At 67.3% G+C, this 19,827-nt stretch carries 21 protein-coding genes; 11 read left to right on the forward strand and 10 right to left on the reverse strand.

The window, feature by feature from the left end; all coding sequences use genetic code 11:
• Positions 1-14 precede the first annotated feature (14 nt).
• The 3 genes from MRBLWO12_RS00095 to MRBLWO12_RS00105 are packed head-to-tail and all read right to left on the reverse strand — an operon-like array spanning position 15 to position 2,493.
• A complete protein-coding gene (locus tag MRBLWO12_RS00095) occupies positions 15-815 on the reverse strand; it encodes an ABC transporter permease subunit (protein ID WP_363551624.1) in 801 nt (266 codons plus the stop codon).
• A complete protein-coding gene (locus tag MRBLWO12_RS00100; RefSeq protein WP_363551626.1) occupies positions 808-1,755 on the reverse strand; it encodes an ABC transporter ATP-binding protein in 948 nt (315 codons plus the stop codon). The genes MRBLWO12_RS00095 and MRBLWO12_RS00100 overlap by 8 nt, the downstream gene beginning before the upstream one ends.
• Positions 1,756-1,803: 48 nt before the next feature.
• Entirely contained in the window at positions 1,804-2,493 is a 690-nt protein-coding gene (locus MRBLWO12_RS00105; RefSeq protein ID WP_363551627.1) for a TetR family transcriptional regulator, read from the reverse strand.
• Positions 2,494-2,670: 177 nt separating this feature from the next.
• On the opposite strand from MRBLWO12_RS00105, the gene trxB reads away from it, so the two are divergent.
• The 4 genes from trxB to MRBLWO12_RS00125 are packed head-to-tail and all read left to right on the forward strand — an operon-like array spanning position 2,671 to position 6,162.
• Positions 2,671-3,651 (forward strand): thioredoxin-disulfide reductase, encoded by a 981-nt coding sequence (gene trxB / locus MRBLWO12_RS00110; RefSeq protein ID WP_363551629.1) that lies wholly within the window; start codon positions 2,671-2,673, stop codon positions 3,649-3,651.
• A complete protein-coding gene (gene arsB / locus MRBLWO12_RS00115; protein WP_363551630.1) occupies positions 3,648-4,745 on the forward strand; it encodes an ACR3 family arsenite efflux transporter in 1,098 nt (365 codons plus the stop codon). Before trxB ends, arsB begins: the two co-directional genes overlap by 4 nt.
• Entirely contained in the window at positions 4,742-5,728 is a 987-nt protein-coding gene (locus tag MRBLWO12_RS00120) for a metalloregulator ArsR/SmtB family transcription factor (protein ID WP_363551632.1), read from the forward strand. The genes arsB and MRBLWO12_RS00120 overlap by 4 nt, the downstream gene beginning before the upstream one ends.
• 26 nt (positions 5,729-5,754) lie before the next feature.
• Positions 5,755-6,162, forward strand: coding sequence for an arsenate reductase ArsC (locus tag MRBLWO12_RS00125; RefSeq protein ID WP_363551634.1), 408 nt, complete (start codon positions 5,755-5,757; stop codon positions 6,160-6,162).
• Between the two features lie 4 nt (positions 6,163-6,166).
• Here the strand turns inward: MRBLWO12_RS00125 and MRBLWO12_RS00130 are convergent, their stop codons facing one another.
• On the reverse strand, positions 6,167-7,819 hold the full coding sequence (locus MRBLWO12_RS00130; RefSeq protein WP_363551636.1) for an FAD-dependent oxidoreductase: 1,653 nt from the start codon (positions 7,817-7,819) through the stop codon (positions 6,167-6,169).
• 250 nt (positions 7,820-8,069) lie between these two features.
• Between MRBLWO12_RS00130 and MRBLWO12_RS00135 the strand changes: the two genes are divergently transcribed.
• Positions 8,070-8,348 carry a metal-sensitive transcriptional regulator gene (locus MRBLWO12_RS00135; RefSeq protein ID WP_363551637.1) on the forward strand — a complete coding sequence of 93 codons (279 nt, stop codon included), beginning with the start codon at positions 8,070-8,072 and terminating at the stop codon, positions 8,346-8,348.
• A gap of 30 nt (positions 8,349-8,378) precedes the next feature.
• On the opposite strand, the gene MRBLWO12_RS00140 is transcribed toward MRBLWO12_RS00135, so the two are convergent.
• The 5 genes from MRBLWO12_RS00140 to MRBLWO12_RS00160 all read right to left on the reverse strand — a co-directional run bounded on the left by MRBLWO12_RS00140 (position 8,379) and on the right by MRBLWO12_RS00160 (position 12,782).
• A complete protein-coding gene (locus MRBLWO12_RS00140) occupies positions 8,379-10,295 on the reverse strand; it encodes a heavy metal translocating P-type ATPase (protein WP_363551638.1) in 1,917 nt (638 codons plus the stop codon).
• Positions 10,288-10,755: a universal stress protein gene (locus MRBLWO12_RS00145; RefSeq protein WP_363551640.1), complete on the reverse strand. Its 468-nt coding sequence runs from the start codon at positions 10,753-10,755 to the stop codon at positions 10,288-10,290. Before MRBLWO12_RS00145 ends, MRBLWO12_RS00140 begins: the two co-directional genes overlap by 8 nt.
• Before the next feature lie 50 nt (positions 10,756-10,805).
• A complete protein-coding gene (locus tag MRBLWO12_RS00150; protein WP_363551641.1) occupies positions 10,806-11,222 on the reverse strand; it encodes a pyridoxamine 5'-phosphate oxidase family protein in 417 nt (138 codons plus the stop codon).
• A gap of 70 nt (positions 11,223-11,292) precedes the next feature.
• Positions 11,293-11,943, reverse strand: coding sequence for a response regulator transcription factor (locus MRBLWO12_RS00155; RefSeq protein ID WP_363551643.1), 651 nt, complete (start codon positions 11,941-11,943; stop codon positions 11,293-11,295).
• A gap of 110 nt (positions 11,944-12,053) precedes the next feature.
• Positions 12,054-12,782, reverse strand: a complete 729-nt coding sequence (locus tag MRBLWO12_RS00160) for a hypothetical protein (protein ID WP_363551644.1) — start codon at positions 12,780-12,782, stop codon at positions 12,054-12,056.
• A gap of 122 nt (positions 12,783-12,904) precedes the next feature.
• On the opposite strand from MRBLWO12_RS00160, the gene MRBLWO12_RS00165 reads away from it, so the two are divergent.
• The 5 genes from MRBLWO12_RS00165 (at position 12,905) to adhP (ending at position 17,944) form a co-directional block, all read left to right on the forward strand.
• Positions 12,905-14,602: a GAF domain-containing protein gene (locus MRBLWO12_RS00165; RefSeq protein WP_363551645.1), complete on the forward strand. Its 1,698-nt coding sequence runs from the start codon at positions 12,905-12,907 to the stop codon at positions 14,600-14,602.
• Complete coding sequence (locus MRBLWO12_RS00170) at positions 14,599-15,246, forward strand: response regulator transcription factor (protein ID WP_363551646.1); 648 nt, start codon at positions 14,599-14,601, stop codon at positions 15,244-15,246. Before MRBLWO12_RS00165 ends, MRBLWO12_RS00170 begins: the two co-directional genes overlap by 4 nt.
• A gap of 70 nt (positions 15,247-15,316) precedes the next feature.
• The gene (locus tag MRBLWO12_RS00175; RefSeq protein WP_363551648.1) at positions 15,317-15,889 is read left to right on the forward strand and encodes a flavodoxin domain-containing protein; all 573 of its coding nucleotides are present in this window, start codon (positions 15,317-15,319) and stop codon (positions 15,887-15,889) included.
• Positions 15,890-15,909: 20 nt separating this feature from the next.
• On the forward strand, positions 15,910-16,749 hold the full coding sequence (locus MRBLWO12_RS00180; protein WP_363551650.1) for a universal stress protein: 840 nt from the start codon (positions 15,910-15,912) through the stop codon (positions 16,747-16,749).
• A 184-nt stretch (positions 16,750-16,933) separates the two neighbouring features.
• A complete protein-coding gene (gene adhP / locus MRBLWO12_RS00185; RefSeq protein ID WP_363551651.1) occupies positions 16,934-17,944 on the forward strand; it encodes an alcohol dehydrogenase AdhP in 1,011 nt (336 codons plus the stop codon).
• A 59-nt stretch (positions 17,945-18,003) separates the two neighbouring features.
• Here adhP and MRBLWO12_RS00190 read toward each other — a convergent pair whose 3' ends face one another.
• Positions 18,004-18,510 carry a hypothetical protein gene (locus MRBLWO12_RS00190; protein WP_363551652.1) on the reverse strand — a complete coding sequence of 169 codons (507 nt, stop codon included), beginning with the start codon at positions 18,508-18,510 and terminating at the stop codon, positions 18,004-18,006.
• Positions 18,511-18,745: 235 nt separating this feature from the next.
• Between MRBLWO12_RS00190 and MRBLWO12_RS00195 the strand changes: the two genes are divergently transcribed.
• Positions 18,746-19,768 carry a TerC family protein gene (locus MRBLWO12_RS00195; protein WP_363551653.1) on the forward strand — a complete coding sequence of 341 codons (1,023 nt, stop codon included), beginning with the start codon at positions 18,746-18,748 and terminating at the stop codon, positions 19,766-19,768.
• Positions 19,769-19,827 lie beyond the last annotated feature (59 nt).

A 19,827-nucleotide genomic window follows, 5' to 3' on the forward strand; every position in this document is an offset into this window, starting at 1 on the left:
CCTCCACGAGGAGATCAGCCGATCACGTCGCGGCGGCGCAAGCCCCAGGCGCTTCCCGCAATCAGCAGCAGGCTCAGAGCCCAGAGCGAGACGGCGCCGGTCGGATCGAGGCCTTCCACGAGCGGAGGCTGATGGAAGGCCCAGGAGTACGGCGAGATCGTCCGCAGCCACGCGGCTGACTCCACCTGGTTCGCGATCGCGTTGAATGCGTATCCGGCGACGGCGATGCCGGCGCCTGCGGCGACGCCCCAAGAACGGCGACCGGAGAGAGCGCCGACGAAGAGGGCGCTACTCCCCGCGAGCGCGGTGAGGCCGACGAACACGACCGTCGCATCGACGATCCTGATCGGCTCGATCCCGAGCTGGGCGGGTCCATTGAGCATGGCGACGACGGCACCAGCGAAGAGGCCGAGCCACAGCAGCCTGACGAGGATTGCGGCAGCGGATTCGAGCGCATACCCGATGCGGCCCACGCCGTGAGCGAGGTCGATCTCGAGGCGGCCCGATTCCTCCGCTCCGGCGATGGCGGCAGCGCCCCACGACGTGGCAGCGATCGTCAGCAGGAGGAATCCGATGAGTCCGTAGAAGGTGCCCTGCGTGTATCCGGCTCCGGTGCCGATCTGGTCGTAGCCGAGCGCCGAGACCAGCTCCGACGGCAGGCTGTCGATGATCTGCTGCATCTGCCCGTTCCCGCCGATGCTGGGGAAGAGAGGGAGGTACATGAACAGCACCGCGGCGACGCCGATGGTCCAGCCGAGCATCCCACGCCAGGTTTCACGGAGCGCACGTCGGAAGACGGGGAGTGACTTACGCATCGCGACCGTCCTCCCCTCGGGCCGAGGGCTCGCCGTAGAGGCGCAGCACGGACTCCTCCAGATCGGGCTCCTCGACGGCGAGGTCGATGACGCGGTGCTGGGCGAGAACCTTGACCAACGGGTCGATGTCGCCCTCGACGGTCGCGCTCACCCTCACGGCATCTGCGCTACTGCGCACATCCAGCTCCGAGACCTGCGGCAGCGCGCGGAGTTGCTCGCTGATCGTGCTCTCGTCCGCCATGGCGAGCATGGCGAGCCCGGCGCGCACTCGCCGGATCGCTCCGAGCCGGAGCGACGCCACATCACCTTCCGCCACGACCTTTCCCTGGCTGAGGACGGCGACGGCGTCTGCCGTCTGTTGGATCTCACTGAGCACGTGGGAGCTCAACAGCACGGTCTGGCCGCGCTCTCTGGCGTCCGTGACCAGGCGGAGGAACTCTCGTTGGACGAGGGGGTCGAGCCCGCTGGTCGGCTCGTCGAGAACGAGCAGCGGCGGCTCGTGCATGAAGGCCTGCACGATGCCGAGCTTCTGCTTGTTGCCCTTCGAGAGTGTGCGCACCGGGCGATTCAGGTCGAGACCGAGTCGGTCGGCGAGGCTGCTGATCATGCCGGAGTTCACGGGGCCTGACACCTCGGCGTAGAAGTCGAGCAGGCGTCGCCCGGTCATGCGGCCGTCGAGCCGCAGCTCACCGGGGATGAACCCGATGCGTCGCCGCAGGGCGGGACCGCCCCGGCGGGGGTCCTCGCCGAGCACACGGATGTCGCCAGCGGTGGGGCGGATGATGTCGAGGATCATGCGCAGCGTGGTGGTCTTCCCGGCCCCGTTGGGGCCGATCAGCCCGAAGACGGTGCCGGGCTCGATGCGCAGATCGAGGGAATCGACCGCCATGCGTCGGCCGTATTGTTTGCGAAGACGGGTCAGTTCGATGGCAGGGGTCATGTCCCTGCTCCTTTCGGAAGGGGAGAAGAATCAGGTTCGGAGGTCGCGTCAGCGCGGCGGATCCGGGTCTTGATTCGGATCGTTCTCTCCTTTGTCCGAACGAGGGCCGCTGCGTCTGGACAGCGCCTCCTTCGCGGCGACGAGCAGGCGGTCGTCGGCGTAGAGACCGTGCGTGTACAACTCGAGCACGGGGATGGTCGAGCGTTCCAGCAACGAGGTCGTCAGCCCGCTCTCACCGAAAGCGCGAGCGAGGTGTCGTCGCAGAATGATCGGTCCGAGACCGTAGAGGGTCATGTAGACGGCGGTCGTCTCGAGATCCGACTGCTCGCGCATCATGCCTGCGGCGATCTGCTCACGCAGCATCTCCCGGGTGCTCGCGAGGAATGCATCGAAGAGCCTGTCGGAGGCTGCGGAGTCGTCTGCGAGCATCCCCGCGAGATAGTCGAGTGCGACGCTGCGATTTTCCGGCGCGTCCAAGGCCTCGCGCATCAACCGGGAAGCGTCGGCACCCATCATCCCGTCGCGCTCCGAGAGGAACGTGCTCACGACGTGTGCGTCGCAGGCCTCCCTCAGCCCTTCTTTGCTGCCGAAGTGGTGCAGGATGAGCGCCGGGCTGACCGCGGCGTCCCGGGAGATCTGTCGCAGGCTGGTGCCCGCGAACCCCTGCTGCCCGAACAGCGCGACCGCCGCGTCGCGGATGCGCGCCCTCGTCGTGAGATCTTCGGATGCTGAACGCATATTCAGGATGCTAAACGGTCGTTCAGTCTGCCGCAAGGGGAAACGGCCCACCCGGCCGCGTGCGGTCGGAGATGGTGAACGCCCGCATCCATCCGCTCGCGCTGCGCGAAGATGACGAGCGGGTGAACACTGGTCCGGAGAGTTGCGCCGCACATCGATGAACGTCAATATAGACACATGTCGATTCAAGAGGTTGAGCTGGTCATCATCGGGTCCGGCCCAGCGGGATACACCGCTGCGGTGTACGCCGCGCGTGCGGGGCTCGCCCCCGTGGTCCTGGCCGGTTCCGTGACCGCCGGCGGCGCGCTGATGACCACGACCGAGGTCGAGAACTTCCCCGGTTTCGTCGACGGCGTGCAGGGGCCAGAGCTGATGGAGTCGATGCGTGCGCAGGCCGAGCGCTTCGGTGCCCGCATCCTCCTCGACGACGCGATCGCGCTCGACCTCGACGGCCCGACCAAGACCGTGGAGACGGGCTCAGGTGAGATGTTCCTCGCTCGCGCCGTGATCCTGACGATGGGCTCCGCGTACCGCACGCTCGGCATCGACGACGAGGAGCGTCTCACCGGCCGTGGTGTCTCCTGGTGCGCCACCTGCGACGGCTTCTTCTTCCGCGAGCAGGAGATCGTCGTGGTCGGCGGCGGCGATTCCGCCATGGAGGAGGCGCTGTTCCTCACCCGCTTCGCGTCGAAGGTCACCGTCGTCCACCGTCGCGGGGAGTTCCGCGCGTCGAAGATCATGGCGCAGCGCGTACTCGACCATCCGAAGATCGACGTCGCGTGGAACAGTGAGGTCGCCGGCCTCATCGGTGCGGAGAAGGTCGAAGCGGTCACGCTGCGCGATACCGTCACCGGCGTCGAGCGGGAATTGGCGGCAACGGGAGTCTTCGTCGCAATCGGCCACGACCCGCGCTCCGAGATCGTCGTCGGACTCGTCGACACGGATGCCGATGGCTACGTCCTCGTCGAGCACCCCTCCACCCGCACGAACGTCGCGGGGGTCTTCGCGGCCGGCGATCTCGTCGACCACACCTACCGTCAGGCGATCACGGCCGCAGGTACGGGGTGTGCTGCCGCGCAGGACGCCCAGCACTATCTGGCTGCGCTCGACGAGGCGAAGCCTCTGGTCGCAGAGCAGCAGGACGTGGTCCTCGCATGAACACCGCAACCGTGCCCACCACCGCACCGGCCACTCGCCGACTGTCGACCCTTGACCGGTGGCTCCCGCTGTGGATCGGTCTCGCCATGGTCGGCGGCATCGTCGTCGGCCGCTTCATCCCCGGCGTCTCCGACCTCCTGGCCGGCCTCGAGATCGGTGGCATCTCGATCCCGATCGCCCTCGGCCTGCTGGTGATGATGTACCCCGTGCTGGCGAAGGTCCGCTATGACAAAGTCGCCGCCGTCGCCGGGGACAAGAGACTCCTCATCTCCTCCCTGGCGCTCAACTGGCTCATCGGCCCTGCACTGATGTTCGCCCTCGCCTGGGCATTCCTGCCCGATCTGCCCGAGTACCGCACCGGGCTCATCATCGTCGGTCTCGCCCGCTGCATCGCGATGGTCGTCATCTGGAACGACCTGGCCTGCGGCGATCGCGAAGCCGCAGCGGTGCTCGTGGCCATCAACTCGGTGTTCCAGGTCATCGCCTTCTCGCTGCTCGGCTGGTTCTACCTCACGGTGCTTCCCGGCTGGCTCGGACTCGACTCGCAAGGGTTGGACATCTCGATAGGGCAGATCGCCCTGAACGTCCTGATCTTCCTCGGCGTCCCTCTCGTCGCCGGTTTCGCATCCCGTTTCATCGGGGAGCGCACCAAAGGACGAGAGTGGTACGAGGGCAGCTTCCTGCCGAAGATCGGCCCCTGGGCGCTCTACGGGCTGCTGTTCACCATCGTGCTGCTCTTCGCACTGCAGGGCGAGCAGGTCACGAGCCGCCCGTGGGATGTCGCCCGGATCGCACTCCCGCTGCTGGCGTACTTCGCGATCATGTGGTTCATCGGCCTCTTCACCGGCAAGGCCCTCGGCCTCGGCTACGCCCGATCGACGACGCTGGCGTTCACCGCTGCCGGCAACAACTTCGAACTCGCCATCGCGGTGGCCATCGGGACCTTCGGCGCAACGTCCGGTCAGGCTCTCGCCGGAGTCGTCGGGCCCCTGATCGAGGTGCCGGTCCTGGTCGGCCTCGTCTATGTCTCGCTCTGGGCCGCGCGCCGCTGGTTCCACACCGACCCGTACACCGCTGAGAGGATGCCGTCATGAATGTCACCCTGACGACCGCAGATGACGCCTGCAGTCCCGTCGCCACCCATGCCATCGGGCTGGAGGCCGCCTCCTCGGTCGCGGCCACGCTGAAGGCCCTGTCGGATCCGCTGCGGCTGCGGATGCTGTCGGCCATCGCATCCGACCCGCGCGGCGAGTCCTGCGTCTGCGATCTCGCCGAACTCGCGGATGTCTCTCAGCCGACCGTCTCACACCATCTCAAGGTGCTGAAGGATGTCGATGTCCTCATCTCCGAGCGGCGGGGAACCTGGGTCTGGTACCGGATCAGCCCCAGTCGGCGGAGCGCCGTCACCGCCTTGCTGGATTCGTTCGCGCCCGCCAGCGTCGCGCCCTGGAGCGACGACGGTGAACAGCGCCGGCCCGACTTCGATGCACGGGTGACCCGTCTCGCGGAAGAGCTTGCGGCGGAGGTGCCCGAGCTCGATGCCGACGTCGTGCTCACGACCGTCCGCGAGTCCTATACAGCGCTCGCGCGGACCGCCCGCGTCACCTCGGCGCTCGTTCCCCTCACCGAGCGCTTCGCCCGTCAGCGCCTCAGCGACCTCACCCGTGACCGGGCCACTGCGGTGCCCCAGGTGCTGTTCGTCTGCGTCGCCAACGCCGGCCGCTCGCAACTCGCCGCGGCGCTCGTCAACAAGCTCGCCGGTGGCAAGGTCGTGGCACGCTCGGCGGGATCGAGCCCGGCGGACGTCATCCACCCGCATGTGCGCTCGCTGCTGGCCGAGATCGAAGGCGATACCGCGGCCGAGCGATTCCCGAAGCCGCTCACCGACGACGCCGTCCGCGCGGCCGACGTCGTCATCACGATGGGGTGCGGCGATGTCTGCCCCATCATCCCCGGGGTTCGCTACGACGACTGGGCTGTCGGCGACCCGGCCCTCGCCTCGCGCGAGGGCGTCGAAGCCATCCGCGACGACATCGCCGGCCGCGTGCGCGCACTCGTCGACGACCTTCTTCCCTGATCACATCCCTCGCACCTGGAGCAATCATGACCGACACGACCACCAAGCCCTCCGTCCTCTTCGTCTGCGTGCACAACGCCGGCCGCTCGCAGATGGCCGCCGGGTTCCTGCGCGACATCGCCGGCGACCGCATCGAGGTGCGCTCCGCAGGCTCGATGCCCGCCGACCAGATCAACCCGATCGCCGTCGAAGCCATGTCCGAGCTCGGCATCGACATCACCGCCGAGCGGCCCAAGGTGCTCACCACGGAGGCCGTTCAGGCCTCGGACGTGGTGATCACGATGGGATGCGGCGACGCCTGCCCCTTCTTCCCCGGCAAGCGCTACGAGGACTGGAAGCTCGACGACCCGGCCGGCCAGGGTATCGATTCGGTGCGCCCGATCCGGGACGACATCCGTGCGCGGATCGAACAGTTGGTGAGCGAACTGATCTGAGCGTTCAGTCCGGGCTGCCGGACCTCGCGCTCCGGGCGTCGTGCCAGGTGCGGTAGCCTCCGTCGAGGTTGCGCACCGTGAAGCCGCGCTGCGCGAGCAGACGTGTGGCGGCGTGTCCCCGCAATCCGACCTGGCAGTGGACGATGAGCGGGCCGTCGGGAAGTTCGTCGAGACGCTCTCTGAGCTCGTCGAGCGGCACGTTGATCGCTCCGGGGATGGCCCCGGCTGCGAACTCCGCGGGGGTTCGTACGTCGACGAGCGTGGCTCCCGCAGCCAGAGCATCGTCGAGTTCGTACCACTGCGTCGTCGGGGTCGTGCCGTTGCGCGTGTTCTCCGCGACGTATCCGAGCATGTTTACCGCATCCTTGGCTGAGCCGAACTGCGGGGCATAGGCGAGTTCGAGCTGGGACAGCTCGGAGGCCGGTAGTCCCGCGTGCATCGCCGTCGCGATCACGTCGATCCGCTTGTCGACTCCGTCGCGACCGACGATCTGCGCGCCGAGGATGCGATCCGTGAGAGGGTCCGCGAGGAGCTTCATCGACATCGTCTCCGCGCCGGGGAAGTAGCCGGCGTGCGATCCGGGGTGCACGTGCACCGTGTAGAAGTCCTGGCCGGTGGTCGTCAGCTGCTTTTCGCTCCAGCCGACCTTCGCGGCGACGGTTCCGAAGACGCTGACGATGCCTGTGCCGAGTGCCGGTCGCGACGACGGAGTGCGACCGGCGATGATGTCGGCGACCATTCGACCGTGGCGGTTCGCCAAGCCGGCCATCGTGATCAGCGCGGTGCCGCCACCCACGAGCTCGGTCTTCTCGACGCCGTCGCCCACGGCGAAGACGTCCGGGTCGCTGGTGCGGCAGGTCTCGTCGACGCGGATGCCGCCTGTCTTGCCGATCGAGATCCCCGCCATGGCCGCGAGTCGCGTCTCCGGGGTGACACCGGACGCATCGACGATGAATTCGACGGGGATCGACGCGCCATCGCTCAGCGCGACGGCGCTGTCCGTCGTCCCGGTGATCGTCACGCCGAGCCGCACATCCACGCCGTGTGAGCGCACGGCGGCGAGGATCGGGGCGCTCATCTCGATGTCCAACGGCGAGAGCAACTGCTCGCCGCGCTGCACCAGTGTCACGGCGGCGCCCCGGCTGACGAGGTTCTCGGCAGCCTCGAGCCCGGTATAGCCAGCGCCGATGACCACGACGGGGATGCCGGGCCGAGTGAGGGACGACTGGAGCGCGTCGGCGTCGGCGACGGTGCGCAGCGAGAGGACGGGGATGCTCGATTCCGTTTCGGCTCGTCGGGGGGAGGCGCCGAGCGCGAGCACGAGCGCGTCGTACGTCTCGACGGTGCGCCGACCGCTGTCGAGATCGATCACGTCGACCGTCTTCCGAGCCGTGTCGATATGCGAAGCCTCATGCCGCACGCGCACGTCGAGGCGGAAGCGTCTGTGCAGGGAGTCCGGTGTCTGCAGCAGCAGCGATGCGCGCTCCGGGATCATGCCCCCGACGTAGTAGGGCAGGCCGCAGTTGGCATACGAGACCTCGGGCCCGCGTTCGATCACGATGATCTCGGCGGATTCGTCGAGTCTGCGCAGCCTGGTCGCCGCAGACATTCCGCCGGCCACCCCTCCGATGATCAGGACCCTGCGGGGCGCGGTCATCGCTGGAAGAGCCTAGAGAGGAAACCGCCCTGGCTCTGCTGCTTCGGGTGCCCGGGGCACCACTGTGACGACGGGACCGAGCGGCGCACGGACTCGATGTGCTGACCGCACCCCGCCCATGTGGTCTTCCCGCAGGTTCGACAGCTGACGGCTCGGCACATTTCGATCTCCATTCGTATACCCCGGTGGGTATTTGGAATTATACCCTAGGGGGTATCGTGGAAGTTCAGTCCGCACACAGGGAGAGACGATGGTCATCGAGAACGCAGACGCGCAACGAAAGATCCTCAACCGGCTCAAGCGCGCTCAGGGGCAGCTGGCGGCGGTCATCGCCGCAGTGGAGGCGGAGAGCGACTGCCGGACCGTCGTCACCCAGCTCTCTGCAGTGAGCTCTGCCCTGGACAGGGCGGGTTTCCAGATCATCGCGACCGCGATGAAGGAGTGCCTCGCCGACTCCGACGACGGTGCGCAGAACGCGGAGGGCGTGTCGCTGGCAGAACTCGAGAAGCTCTTCCTGTCATTGTCCTGACCGCGGTGCCAGTGAGACTGCCGGTCGACGTCACGCGGGCCGGACGGTATCTGCCGACGACCTGAGCGGGGAGGGAAGATCAGCGTCCATCCCGCCTGCGGGTCCACGGAGCGCGCGCAGGGCATACAGAATGGTCGCGAGATCGACGAGCTCCTGCACGAGCGCGCCGACGACGGCCGGGATCACCCCGGTCATCGCGACGATCATGAGGCACACGCTCAGCCCGATGCCGATCCAGATCGCCGTCAGCGCCACACGTACCGTATGACGCCCGATCGCGATGGCATCGACGACCTTGGCGAGTGAGTCGACGAGGATCACGACATCTGCGGCGTCTCCGGCCGCGGTCGCCCCTTTCGCCCCCATCGCGATGCCGACGTCGGCGGCCGCCAGCACCGGCGCGTCATTCACGCCGTCGCCGACCATCATCATCGGGCGTGGCTGCAGGTCCGCGGCGAGGTGAACCTTCTCGGCCGGGAGGAGTTCGGCACGGACATCCTCGATCCCGAGCTGGGTTCCGATGGACTCGGCGGTGGAACGGATGTCGCCGGTCAGCATCATGATGCGCTCGATGCCGTGGCCTCTCAACCAGGCGACGACGCCGGCCGCTTCGGGTCGCGGATCGTCGGCGAGGACGAGGACCCCGGCGAATCGACCGTCGACGCAGACATAGGCTGCCGCTTCGCCGACGTCGAGGTGCGCCCGCACGGTATCCGCTGCGACAGCGGCGATGTACGCCGGCTTGCCGACGATGACGGAGCGCCCGCCGATCATGGCGCTCACGCCGTTCGTCGCGATCTCGCTCGCTTCTGACGCCACCCGGAGCGTGAGGGCGCGGTCGTGGGCGGCTCGACGGATGCCGGCGGCGAGGACGTGCGAGGAGTATTGCTCCGCGGATGCGGCGAGCTGCAGGATCTCGTCTGCATCGAAGCCGGGCGTGGGGCGGATATCGACCAGCTCCGGCCGTCCCTGCGTGAGCGTTCCCGTCTTGTCGAAGGCCGCTGATCGCACCCGTGCGAGTTGTTCGATGACGGCGCCTCCCTTCATGATCACGCCGGCCTTCGCGGCCCGCGAGAGTCCGCCGAGGAAGGCCACCGGCGCAGCGATCAGGAGCGGACAGGGCGTCGCGAGCACGAGCACTTCGGCGAAGCGGGTCGAGTCGCCCGACAGTGCCCACGCCGTGCCTGCGAGCACCAGAGAGGCCGCCGTGAACGGAATCGCGAAGCGATCGGCGAGACGCACGACCGGGGCGTGCGATTCCTCCGCGGCATGAACGAGGGCGACGATCTGCTGGTACTGGCTGTCTGCGCTCGTGCGTACGGCTCGGATGCGTACGGCTCGATTGCCGTTGATCGCCCCGGAGAGAACCTCACCGCCGGCTTCGCGGGTGACCGGCATGCTCTCACCGGTCAACGAGGACTCATCGAACGAGCCGGTCGCGGTGAGCAGACTGCCGTCGACCGGCACGACCTCACTGGGGCGCACGAGGATGACGTCGCCGATGACGACCTCGTCGACGCCGACGTCGCGGACCTCGTCGGAGTCAGTGCTGTGCGGGTGCAGCAGCACATGGGCGGTTCGGGGCGAACGGTCGAGCAGAGCGGACAGATCCCTCTTCGCCCGGCGGCCGGCGAAGTCCTCGAGCGCTTCGCCACCCGACAACATGAGCACGATGATCAGCGAGGCGATGTACTCCCCGACGGCCAGCGTCGCCACCATCGCCACCAGCGCGAGGATGTCGAGCCCGACATGTCCGCGCAACACGTCGCGGACCATTCCGACCAGAGTCCAGGCGATGAATGCCCCGACGTAGAACGTGGCCACCCACCGGCCTGCTGTCTCCTGGCTATTGAGGTGCAGAAGACCGACGACCGTGGAGACGAGGATCGTGATGGTGATCGCGGGGTAGCGACTCAGAGCAGACAGCACACGGCCCCGCTCACGCATCGTCGTCGTGAGCGCCTGCCTCTGCTTCCGCGGCGCTCCCCGTGTGCACGATGAGTACAGGACAGTGAGCGTGTGCCGCGCACGCGGCGCTCACCGATCCCAACAGCAGGCCGAGAAAGCCGCCGCGTCCGCGACTGCCCAGAACGAGCATCGAGCGATGCGCGCTCAGTTCGATCAGGGAGCGGGCCGGCGAGCCGGGGAGCACGGTACGTGAGAGTCCGTGCGGAACGCGGTCGCCGAAAGCCTCATCGACGCAGGAGTCGAGGATCTCCCGCGCCTCCTTCTCCGGAGACCACTCGAACACGAGGTATGGATCGAGAGGAGGCGAACCCCAGGCGGTGACCACTTCCAGCGGTTGGCGGAGAGCTTCGGCCATTCTGGCCGCGTACAGCAGCGCCTCGATGGATGAGGGGGAGCCGTCGACTCCCACGACGATTCGTTCTGCATCTGTGTGTTCCATACGCCCACTCTTCCGCCGGCACACCGAGGAAGAGCAGGACGAAGGTCACATCATGAACGGGGAGCCAGATCGAAGACCCTGCCATCGACGGCAGTCGGAATGATCCGCACCCAGCGATCCTTCTCCTCAGGGGCCCAGGGGCGCACTCCCAGCCGCTCCGCGGCGATCACCTCCGCGTCGCGGTCGAACTCCACGGCCTCGCCCTTGACGACGACGCTGAACGCCTCACGGTCGTCATGACCGTCGACCTCGAAGGCGATCGAGTGATGGATGGTCAGTTCGACCAGCTTGGTCCCCGCCGCTGTCCGGAAGACGATGGATCGCCCGTCCGTCTTGTGGTTGACGGGGAAGATGTCGATCTCGCCCGCGGCGGCCGATGCGATCCGCCCGTAGGGAGCGAGAGCAAGCCTCTCCCAGCACTCGTCCTCTGTCAGCCTCCGTGTCGGCGAACGCTCGATCTCGGTCATGATCGGATCCTGGCTGTTCTGCGCCCGAGATGACAGGGTCGAAGGTCCTGCCGTGATGACGCAGCAGCGCCTAGCGCGAGTGCGGGGACGCGTCCCTGTTGTTCTCGACGTGGAGTATCGCCGCCTGTGTGCGCCGTTCGAGACCGAGCTTGTTCAGCAGTGAGGACACGTAGTTCTTCACGGTCTTCTCGGCCAGGCTCAGCGTCTCGCCGATCTGCCTGTTGGTCATCCCGTCTGCGATGAGTGCGAGGATCTGCTTCTCCCGCTCGTTCAGAGAGCCGAATCGCGGATCGTCGACGGGCGCGTCATCCATCCGCTGCGACACCTGTCGCACCAGAGCGTTGCTCAGGAGCGTGCGCCCTTCCGAGAGGCTGCGGATCGCCGCGATGAGCTCCAGCGTCCGCACGTTCTTCAGCAGGTATCCCGCTGCGCCGCCGAGGACGGCCGCGACCAGCGCGTCGTCGTCGTCATAGGCGGTGAGGATCAGGCATTGTGTGCGCGGGTGCTCCGTCCGGATCTGTCGGCACAGGTCGATTCCGCTGCCGTCGGGGAGATGCACGTCCAGCACCACGACGTCAGGCGCCACGACGGGAATCCCTGCCATGGCCTCCTGGCACGTGGAGGCCTCGCCGACGACGGCGAAACCGTCCTGACCCGCCAGGATCCCGGCGATGCCGCGGCGCACGACCTCGTGGTCGTCGACGAGAAAGATGCGTACCACCACGTCACCCGGTCTTCTGCTGGAGGGGTCAGGAGACGCTCTCTGTGCGACGCGCTCGAGGAACACAGTACGCCGGTCGCCGCCCTCGCTCGATGCGCTGAGCAGAGAACTCAGTCCGTGCGCCGGACCAGAAGCACCGGCGCGTTGATGTTCACCAGCACGTCATGAGCAACGGCGCCGAGATGGTGTTCGGTCCCGGCGCCGATCACGAGGAGCGCGGCCGTCCGTGACGCGTCGAGCAGCGCCTCTGCAGGGCGACGCGTGCTGAGGTGGCTCCGCACGCTCAGCCCCGGCCTGTGGGCTCTGGCGATCGCGAGGGCGCGATCGAGTACTGGCCCCGCGGTCTCGACGGGCCCAGGGACGAAGCCTGCGAACGAGGAATGGACCAGTTGGAGTGTGTCGGCTCTGCTCGCCGCTTCCGCGCCCGCCGCGTCCACCACGGCTGCCAGCGCGGCATCGCTCGTGACGCCTGCGACGACTCCGCGTCGAAAACGCAGATCTATCTCCGGAACGACGGCGATGCTGCAGGGCACGGCAGCTGCGATCTGAATCCCCCTCGCACCGTACACACGACTGTGGATGAACCCACGCTTTCCCGTGCCGATGACCAGAACATCATCGTGGTGCAGGAACTGTGCCAGCGCCTGTGAGATCGGAGCGGGTGCGAGCACGGCGACCTGAGCCCCGGGCGATCGTGCGGGTGCGTGCGACGACGGGCCGTCGGCGACCGAGACCTGCACCACCGGGACGCCGGCCATCGCCGCGTGCGATTCGGCCCACGTGAGCGCGGTGGCAGCGGAGTCCGCGCCGCCGACGGCGACGACATAGCGTCCTGGCATGGCAAGCTCCTCGGTATCGATGTCTCCATCCTGCGCTCGCCGGGGATCGGGACCAGGGTCCAAGGTCCCAGCGCTCAGGTTCCGGAGTAGTCTCGACACGCCGACGTCCGAGAGGGGGAGCGATGGAAGAAGAGGGTCTCCGTTTCCCCGATCAGCGGCGCTCAGAACTCGAGCGCACGATCGGGGAGCTTCTCGAGCATGCGCAGCAGGTGCTGACGGCCCAGGGCCGCCTGCGGCATCTGCTGCGCGCCACGCAGGCCGTGGTCGAGGGCCTCGATCTGGCAGAAGTGCTTCGCCACATCACCGAGGCGGCGGTGGCATTGGTAGACGCCCGCTACGGTGCGCTGGGCGTCATCGATCGCGAGGGACGGCTGGAACAGTTCATTCACGTCGGCATTCCCGAGGATGATTCCAACGCCATCGGACATCTGCCCGAGGGTCACGGCATCCTCGGTGCCGTCATCCGGAGTAAGCACGCGATACGACTCGACGACCTCGGTTCCGATCCGCGTTCGGTCGGATTCCCTGCGCATCATCCACCGATGAGCACCTTCCTGGGGGTTCCGATCCGCGTGCGCGGTGAGATCTACGGGAACCTCTATCTCACGAACCGCGCCGGCGGAGTGTTCACCGACGAAGACGAGGAACTCGTCATCGCCTTGGCATCGACGGCGGCGATCGCCATCGACAACGCCCGCAGTTACGAAGAGTCTCGACGCAGCGAGCGGCTCAGCAGCTCGCTGGTCGAGATCAATGCCGCCTTGCTCGCCCCCGATTCCGGAGACGTCTTCGGAGTGGTCGCCGAGCGCGTTGCGGCGCTGATCCGCGCAGACACCGTCTTCATCGTGGTGCCGGGAGCGGTCGGCAGCCATCATCGGGTGCAGACGGCGCGCGGTGCGGGCGCAGAACTGATCGAGGGCGCAGACGTTCCCGGTGGAGATTCGCTCGTCCCGCGTGTGATGGCGAGCGGCGCTTCCGGCGCGACGGTCGGCCTGCTCGATCTCCCGTCTTTCGGTGGGCAGTCCGCCGACGCCCCCATCATCGCCGTCCCGCTCGTCGTCGCCGGAATGCCGGACGGCGCGCTGTGTGCGATCCGGAGTTCGACGGATCAGAGGTTCTCCGAGAAGGACCTGGAGACACTCGCCGAGTTCGCCGCGCAGACCGGTGTCGCGCTCGCGCTGGCACAGGCTCGCGCCGACCGTCAGCGGCTCGATGTGGTCGAAGACCGCGCCCGCATCGCGAGGGATCTTCACGACAACGTCATCCAGCGGCTGTTCGGCACCGGACTCGGCCTACAGGCGCTGGCGGCGTCCCTCCCCGCGCACGAGGCAGCGATCACCGCGCATGTGGATGAGATCGATGGGGCCATCGGAGACTTCCGTACGGCGATCTTCTCTCTGCAGAGCACTGACAGTGGTTCGATCCGCCACCGGCTGCTCGATGTCGTGACGGAACTCGCTCCGAGCCTGGCCGCCATGCCGCGACTGTCGTTCGCTGGTCCTGTCGACCATCTCGTCACGGGTGGCCTCGCTGATGACGTGGTCGCGGTGGTGAGGGAATCGCTCAGCAACGTCTCTCGCCATGCGGGCGCGCAGACAGCAGAGGTCGCTCTTTCCGCAGACGAGTCGGACGTCACCGTCGTCGTGGACGACGACGGGAGAGGGATGCCGGCCGAGCCAGGGAGAGCGAGCGGCACCGTGAATCTCATCGCGCGCGCCCGCGAGTATGGGGGCGACTGCACGTTCGACGCGCGCGAAACGGGAGGCACACGTGTGCGGTGGTGCGTCCCGCTCAGGTCGAAGGCGGAGACACGGCAATGACGCGGGTGTTCCTGGTCGATGACCACGAGATCGTGCGACGTGGAATCGCGCAGATCGTGGACGCCGAACCCGATCTCGAGGTCGTCGGGGAGGCAGATTCCGTGCGCGGGACGCTCGGAAGGGTCGCGGCCACCCTCCCCGACGTCGTCGTGCTCGACGTCCGTCTCCCCGATGGCAGCGGCGTGGAGCTCTGCCGGCACATCAGATCCGACCATCCCGGGATCCGTTGCATCATGTTGACCGCCTTCGATGATGACACCGCGAGTGTCGCCGCTGTGGTCGCCGGCGCATCAGGATACGTCCTCAAGACGATCCGCAGTCGCTCGCTGATCGACGGCATCCGGAGGGTGTCACGGGGAGAGGATCTGCTTTCCCCGGCGATGACGGATCGGGTCCGTGAGAGCTTGGCCGCGCGTGCGGCACCGGTCTCCGACCACGCACCCGAGCTGACGCTGCGCGAGAGTCAGGCTCTGACGCTGATCGCGGAGGGACTGACGAATCGGCAGATCGGCGAGCGCCTGGGACTCGCGGAGAAGACGGTGAAGAACTATGTGTCCGGCTTGTTGGCGAAGCTCGGCATGGAACGCCGCACCCAGGTCGCCGTCTACGGTGCCACCGCGCGGACCAAGGCGCAGGGATCGTGACGTGACGGCGAGCCGCCTCAGTGTGACCTAGGTCCTGTTGCATCGGACCGCCTCGGCCGACGATGGGACCATGAGCACCGTTCAGCAACCCCGCCCGACAGCCGTGATCGTCTATGAGTCGATGTTCGGCAGCACCAGGAGGATCGCCGAGGCCGTCGCCTCGGGAATGAAGGATCGTATCGATGTGACGATCGTCTCCGCAGCGGATGCCCCGCCACGCGTGTCGTGCGATGTGCTGGTCATCGGCGCGCCCACTCATGCCCATTCCCTGAGCCGGCCGTCTTCGCGCGCCGAAGCCGGAGTCTGGGCCCGCGATCACGGGAAGCGGTTGACGCTCGAACCCGGAGCCGGGGCGACCGGGGTGAGGGAATGGTTGGAGGGCGCTCCGGAAGCGCGTCTCGGGTATGCGGCGTTCGACACGCGCGTCGACATGCCGAAGATCTTCACGGGTGCCGCCTCGTCCGCGATCGCGAAGCGTCTGACGAAGGCCGGGCTGAACCGACTCAGCCCCCCGGAGAGCTACCTCGTGGACAAGGACAGCCACCTTCTCGACGGAGAACTGGAACGAGCACGCGCGTGGGGCGATGCGCTCGCCGCCGAGGTGCTGTCACGGCGATCGCCCGTGACGGGAGAGGTGCAGTGATGGGTGACGGGGTGAGGAACGTGGCTGAGAGCATGCTGGTGGGAGTGACCGACGCCGTCGCCTCGCGTCGTGCGATCGAGTGGGCGTGCCGGCGGGCCGAGGAACGCGGCAGCAGGATCGAGCTCATCTCGATCGTCGGCGGCGCGGTGGGCGCGGTCGGTGAGGGCGCCGTCGTGGCGGAGGCGCTCGCCCTGACCGAGGCGATGCTGGAGCGGGAAGCCGAGCGTGCGCGGGCGCGGGGACTGCATGTCGAGGTCCGCCTCGCACGGGGGAATCCCGTCGACGAACTCGTGGACGCCTCGATGGTGTTCGATCTCCTCGTGATCGGGAGCGACTATCGCGGTCCGCAGAGTGGCCCGCGACGGGGTCCGCATGGCGTTCGGATCGTCGCCGCGGCCCACTGTCCGGTCGCGGTGATCCCCGACATCGATCTCGACGGTCGGCAGGGTGTGCTCGTGGGCGTCGATGGGTCACCGTTCTCGGCGAAGGCGATCGAGTTCGCCGCTGCGGAGGCCGCGGGCATCGGTGATCCGCTCACGCTGGTGCATGCCTGGACCACGGTGCCCCTGCCGCTGGCGATGCATGCCTACCCCGCAGGCTATCTGGCGGGCATGCAGAAGCTCGGCGAGGAGATGGTCGCCGAGGCTCGATCCGGCATCGTCGAGCGCCACCCCGATCTGGAGGTGCGCGGAATCGTGGAACGAGGACACCCCGGCGTCGTTCTCGGGAGGCTCTCCGCCGAGGCGCGGACCACTGTGGTCGGGTCGCATGGGCGTGGACCCCTTGCCCGACTCCTGCTGGGGTCCACCAGCCACGAGGTGCTGTCGTGGCCGGTGAGTGCGACGATCGTCGTGCGTTAGCCATCAGCTGCCGGCGTTCGCTCCGCGTGGCCAGGCAGGGTCCGGCGGCATCGCCTCTCACCTGGAGGGACTTTCGGCCCTCGTATGCAGGTGCACGGGGAGGCAGAGTCAGTTCAGTGGTGAGGCGGTCCGCGTGCCCCTCCACGGTGAACTTCCCCTCGCGCGGTCATCGAAGGAGTCTGTTGTGAAAGCTGCTGTCGTCACCTCGTTCACGTCACCGCTGGAAGTCACCCAGCGGGAAGTACCGGCGCCAGGACCGGGGGAGGTCCTCGTCCGGCTCGAGACCTGTGGGCTCTGCCACACCGACATCCATGCCGCCCGCGGCGACTGGCCAGTCAAGCCGCTCCCGCCGTTCGTGCCGGGACATGAGGGCGTCGGGATCATCGAGGAGCTGGGCGACGGAGTCACCACGCGCGCACTCGGCGAGCGGGTGGCGATCCCGTGGCTCGGATACGCCTGCGGCGAGTGCCGCTACTGCATCGACGGGCGGGAGACCCTCTGCGAGCAGCAACGTAACAGCGGATACTCGGTCGATGGTGCGTTCGCCGAGTATGCCGTCGCGGCAGCGCGCTTCGTCGTTCCGGTGCCCCAGGGGGTCTCCTCACTCGATGCTGCCCCGCTCACCTGCGCAGGCGTCACCACCTACAAAGCGTTGAAGGTCGCCCAGATCGTGCCGACAGAGCGCGTCGCCGTGTTCGGGATCGGCGGACTCGGACACCTCGCGGTGCAGTACGGACGGATCATGGGCGGGTCGGTCATCGCCGTGGATGTGGAGGACGCGAAGCTCGACCTTGCGCGGGAACTCGGTGCTGAGCATGGTGTGAACGCGGCGAAGGTCGATCCCGTCGCCGCGATCCGCGATCTCGGCGGGGCAGACGTGGCGCTCGTGCTCGCCGCATCCCCCCGCGTGTTCGAGCAGGCGTTCGCGTCGCTCAACCGCGGAGGTCGACTGATCTGCGTGGCCCTGCCCGCGGACGAGAAGATGACGGTGTCGATCTTCGAGACGGTGCTCAAGGGCATCTCGATCATCGGGTCGATCGTCGGCACCCGGCAGGATCTCGCCGAGGTGTTCGCGCTTCACGCGGCAGGGCGCACCAGGATCATCGCCGAGTCCCGGCAGTTGGAGCAGGTCAACGACGCCATCGTCGAAGTCCTCTCCGGCAAAGTGCTGGCCCGCCTCGTCTTCGAATACTGAGAGGCATCACGGATGTCTTCCCCGTGTGTCGGGAAGACATCTGTACGGGGAGCGAACCGCTATCCGTGGGCCAGTACCTGCAGCCCGATCACGGCCAACCCGAGTGCGGCCTCGGCGCCGAGCGCGATGAGTCGCTGGAACCAGGTCAGCGGGATGCGCCGCACCGCGACCCACCCGATCACGATCAGGGAGGCGAGCAGGGCGATCGCGCTCGCGCGCAGGGCCGCCTCGGTGCTCCACACATCGAGCGCGGCGACGCCGAGGAAGATGAAAGGCAGCACCACAGTGCTCAGCGCCCCGAAACTCGTCCCGACGGCATGGCGCAGCTCGGCGCGGGTGAACAGGCGCCCGTGCACCACCAGATGCGAGACGAGATCAGCGGTGAACACCGCGAGCAGGGTGCCGAGCACTGTGACGATCAGGGTCGCGGCGGACTCTCCGGCAGTCGGGTGACCGTGACTGGAGAGGGTGATCACGACCGCGAGTGCGGCGAAGGTGAGGTAGATCCGCTCCTTCAGGTGCGCAGCGCGCGCGGCTCGTTCGGCGTCGTCGATCTCGTGAGCCATGTCGGTCTCCGCTCTGTGGGGGCGGATCCAGCGTAGGCGGCCGGCGAGCCCGTTCCCGGCCAACCGTCAGAGAGCACCCGCGATCACCCCTTAGACTGGGGGGACCAAGGGGAGTACTCCGACACGGTGGGTTCGTCATTACGGATGCAATCGCATCCCGGTTCACCGGTTCCTGATCTCAGGAATGGAGAAGACTTTGGCGCTGCTTTCTGCTACGCCGACTCTGGAGCTTCTCTTGGAAATCACCCCCCTCATCTGGGTCATCACGATCGCCGTCACGATCGCGTTCTTCGTCTATGAGTTCTTCGCGCACGTGCGCACGCCTCACGAGCCGACCGTCGCCGAGTCCGCGCGGTGGTCGATCTTCTACATCAGCCTCGCGCTGCTGTTCGGTGTCGGCATCGGCGTCTTCTCGGGCTGGACGTTCGGCGGGGAGTACTTCGCCGGGTATCTGACCGAGAAGGCACTGTCGATCGATAACCTCTTCGTGTTCCTGATCGTGATGACCGGGTTCGCGGTACCGAAGATCTATCAGCAGAAGGTGCTGATGATCGGCATCGTGATCGCGCTGATCCTCCGCGGAATCTTCATCGCGGTCGGCGCGACGCTGATCGAGAACTTCTCCTGGATCTTCTACCTGTTCGGTGCGCTGCTCCTCGTTCTCGCCTACCGTCAGGCCTTCAGCAGCCACGAGAGCGACCCCGCCAACGGACGCTTCATGACCTTCGTCCGCCGCCACCTTCCCGTGAGTGACGAGTACAACAAGGATCGCCTGACGGTGGTCAAGAACGGCAAGCGCTTCGTCACCCCGATGCTCCTCACGATCATCGCGATCGGCTTCATCGACCTCGTGTTCGCGGTCGACTCGATCCCCGCGATCTACGGTCTGACCGACGAGGCGTACATCGTGTTCACCGCGAACGCCTTCGCGCTCATGGGTCTGCGTCAGCTGTACTTCCTGATCGGCGGTCTCCTGGAGCGCCTCGTGTACCTCGCGCAGGGCCTCGCCGTCATCCTCGCCTTCATCGGCGTCAAGCTCGTGTTCCACGCCCTGCACGTCAACGAGCTGCCGTTCATCAACGGCGGAGAGCCGGTGCTCTGGGCGCCCGAGATCCCCATCTGGTTCTCGCTGCTCTTCATCGGTGCGACCATCGCCGTCGCCACCGTCGCCAGCCTCATGAAGACGCGTCGTACTCCCACTTCCGTCTCCTCGCACACCGACACCATCGACACGCCCACCAACAAGGAGCACTCTTGAGCGCGCAGCGCTGTTCTGACTCTTCGGACTCTGACAGTACGAGCGTCCGGTTCGTCCCG

Origin of the sequence: Microbacterium sp. LWO12-1.2 (assembly GCF_040675875.1) — a bacterium.
Taxonomy (GTDB): domain Bacteria; phylum Actinomycetota; class Actinomycetes; order Actinomycetales; family Microbacteriaceae; genus Microbacterium.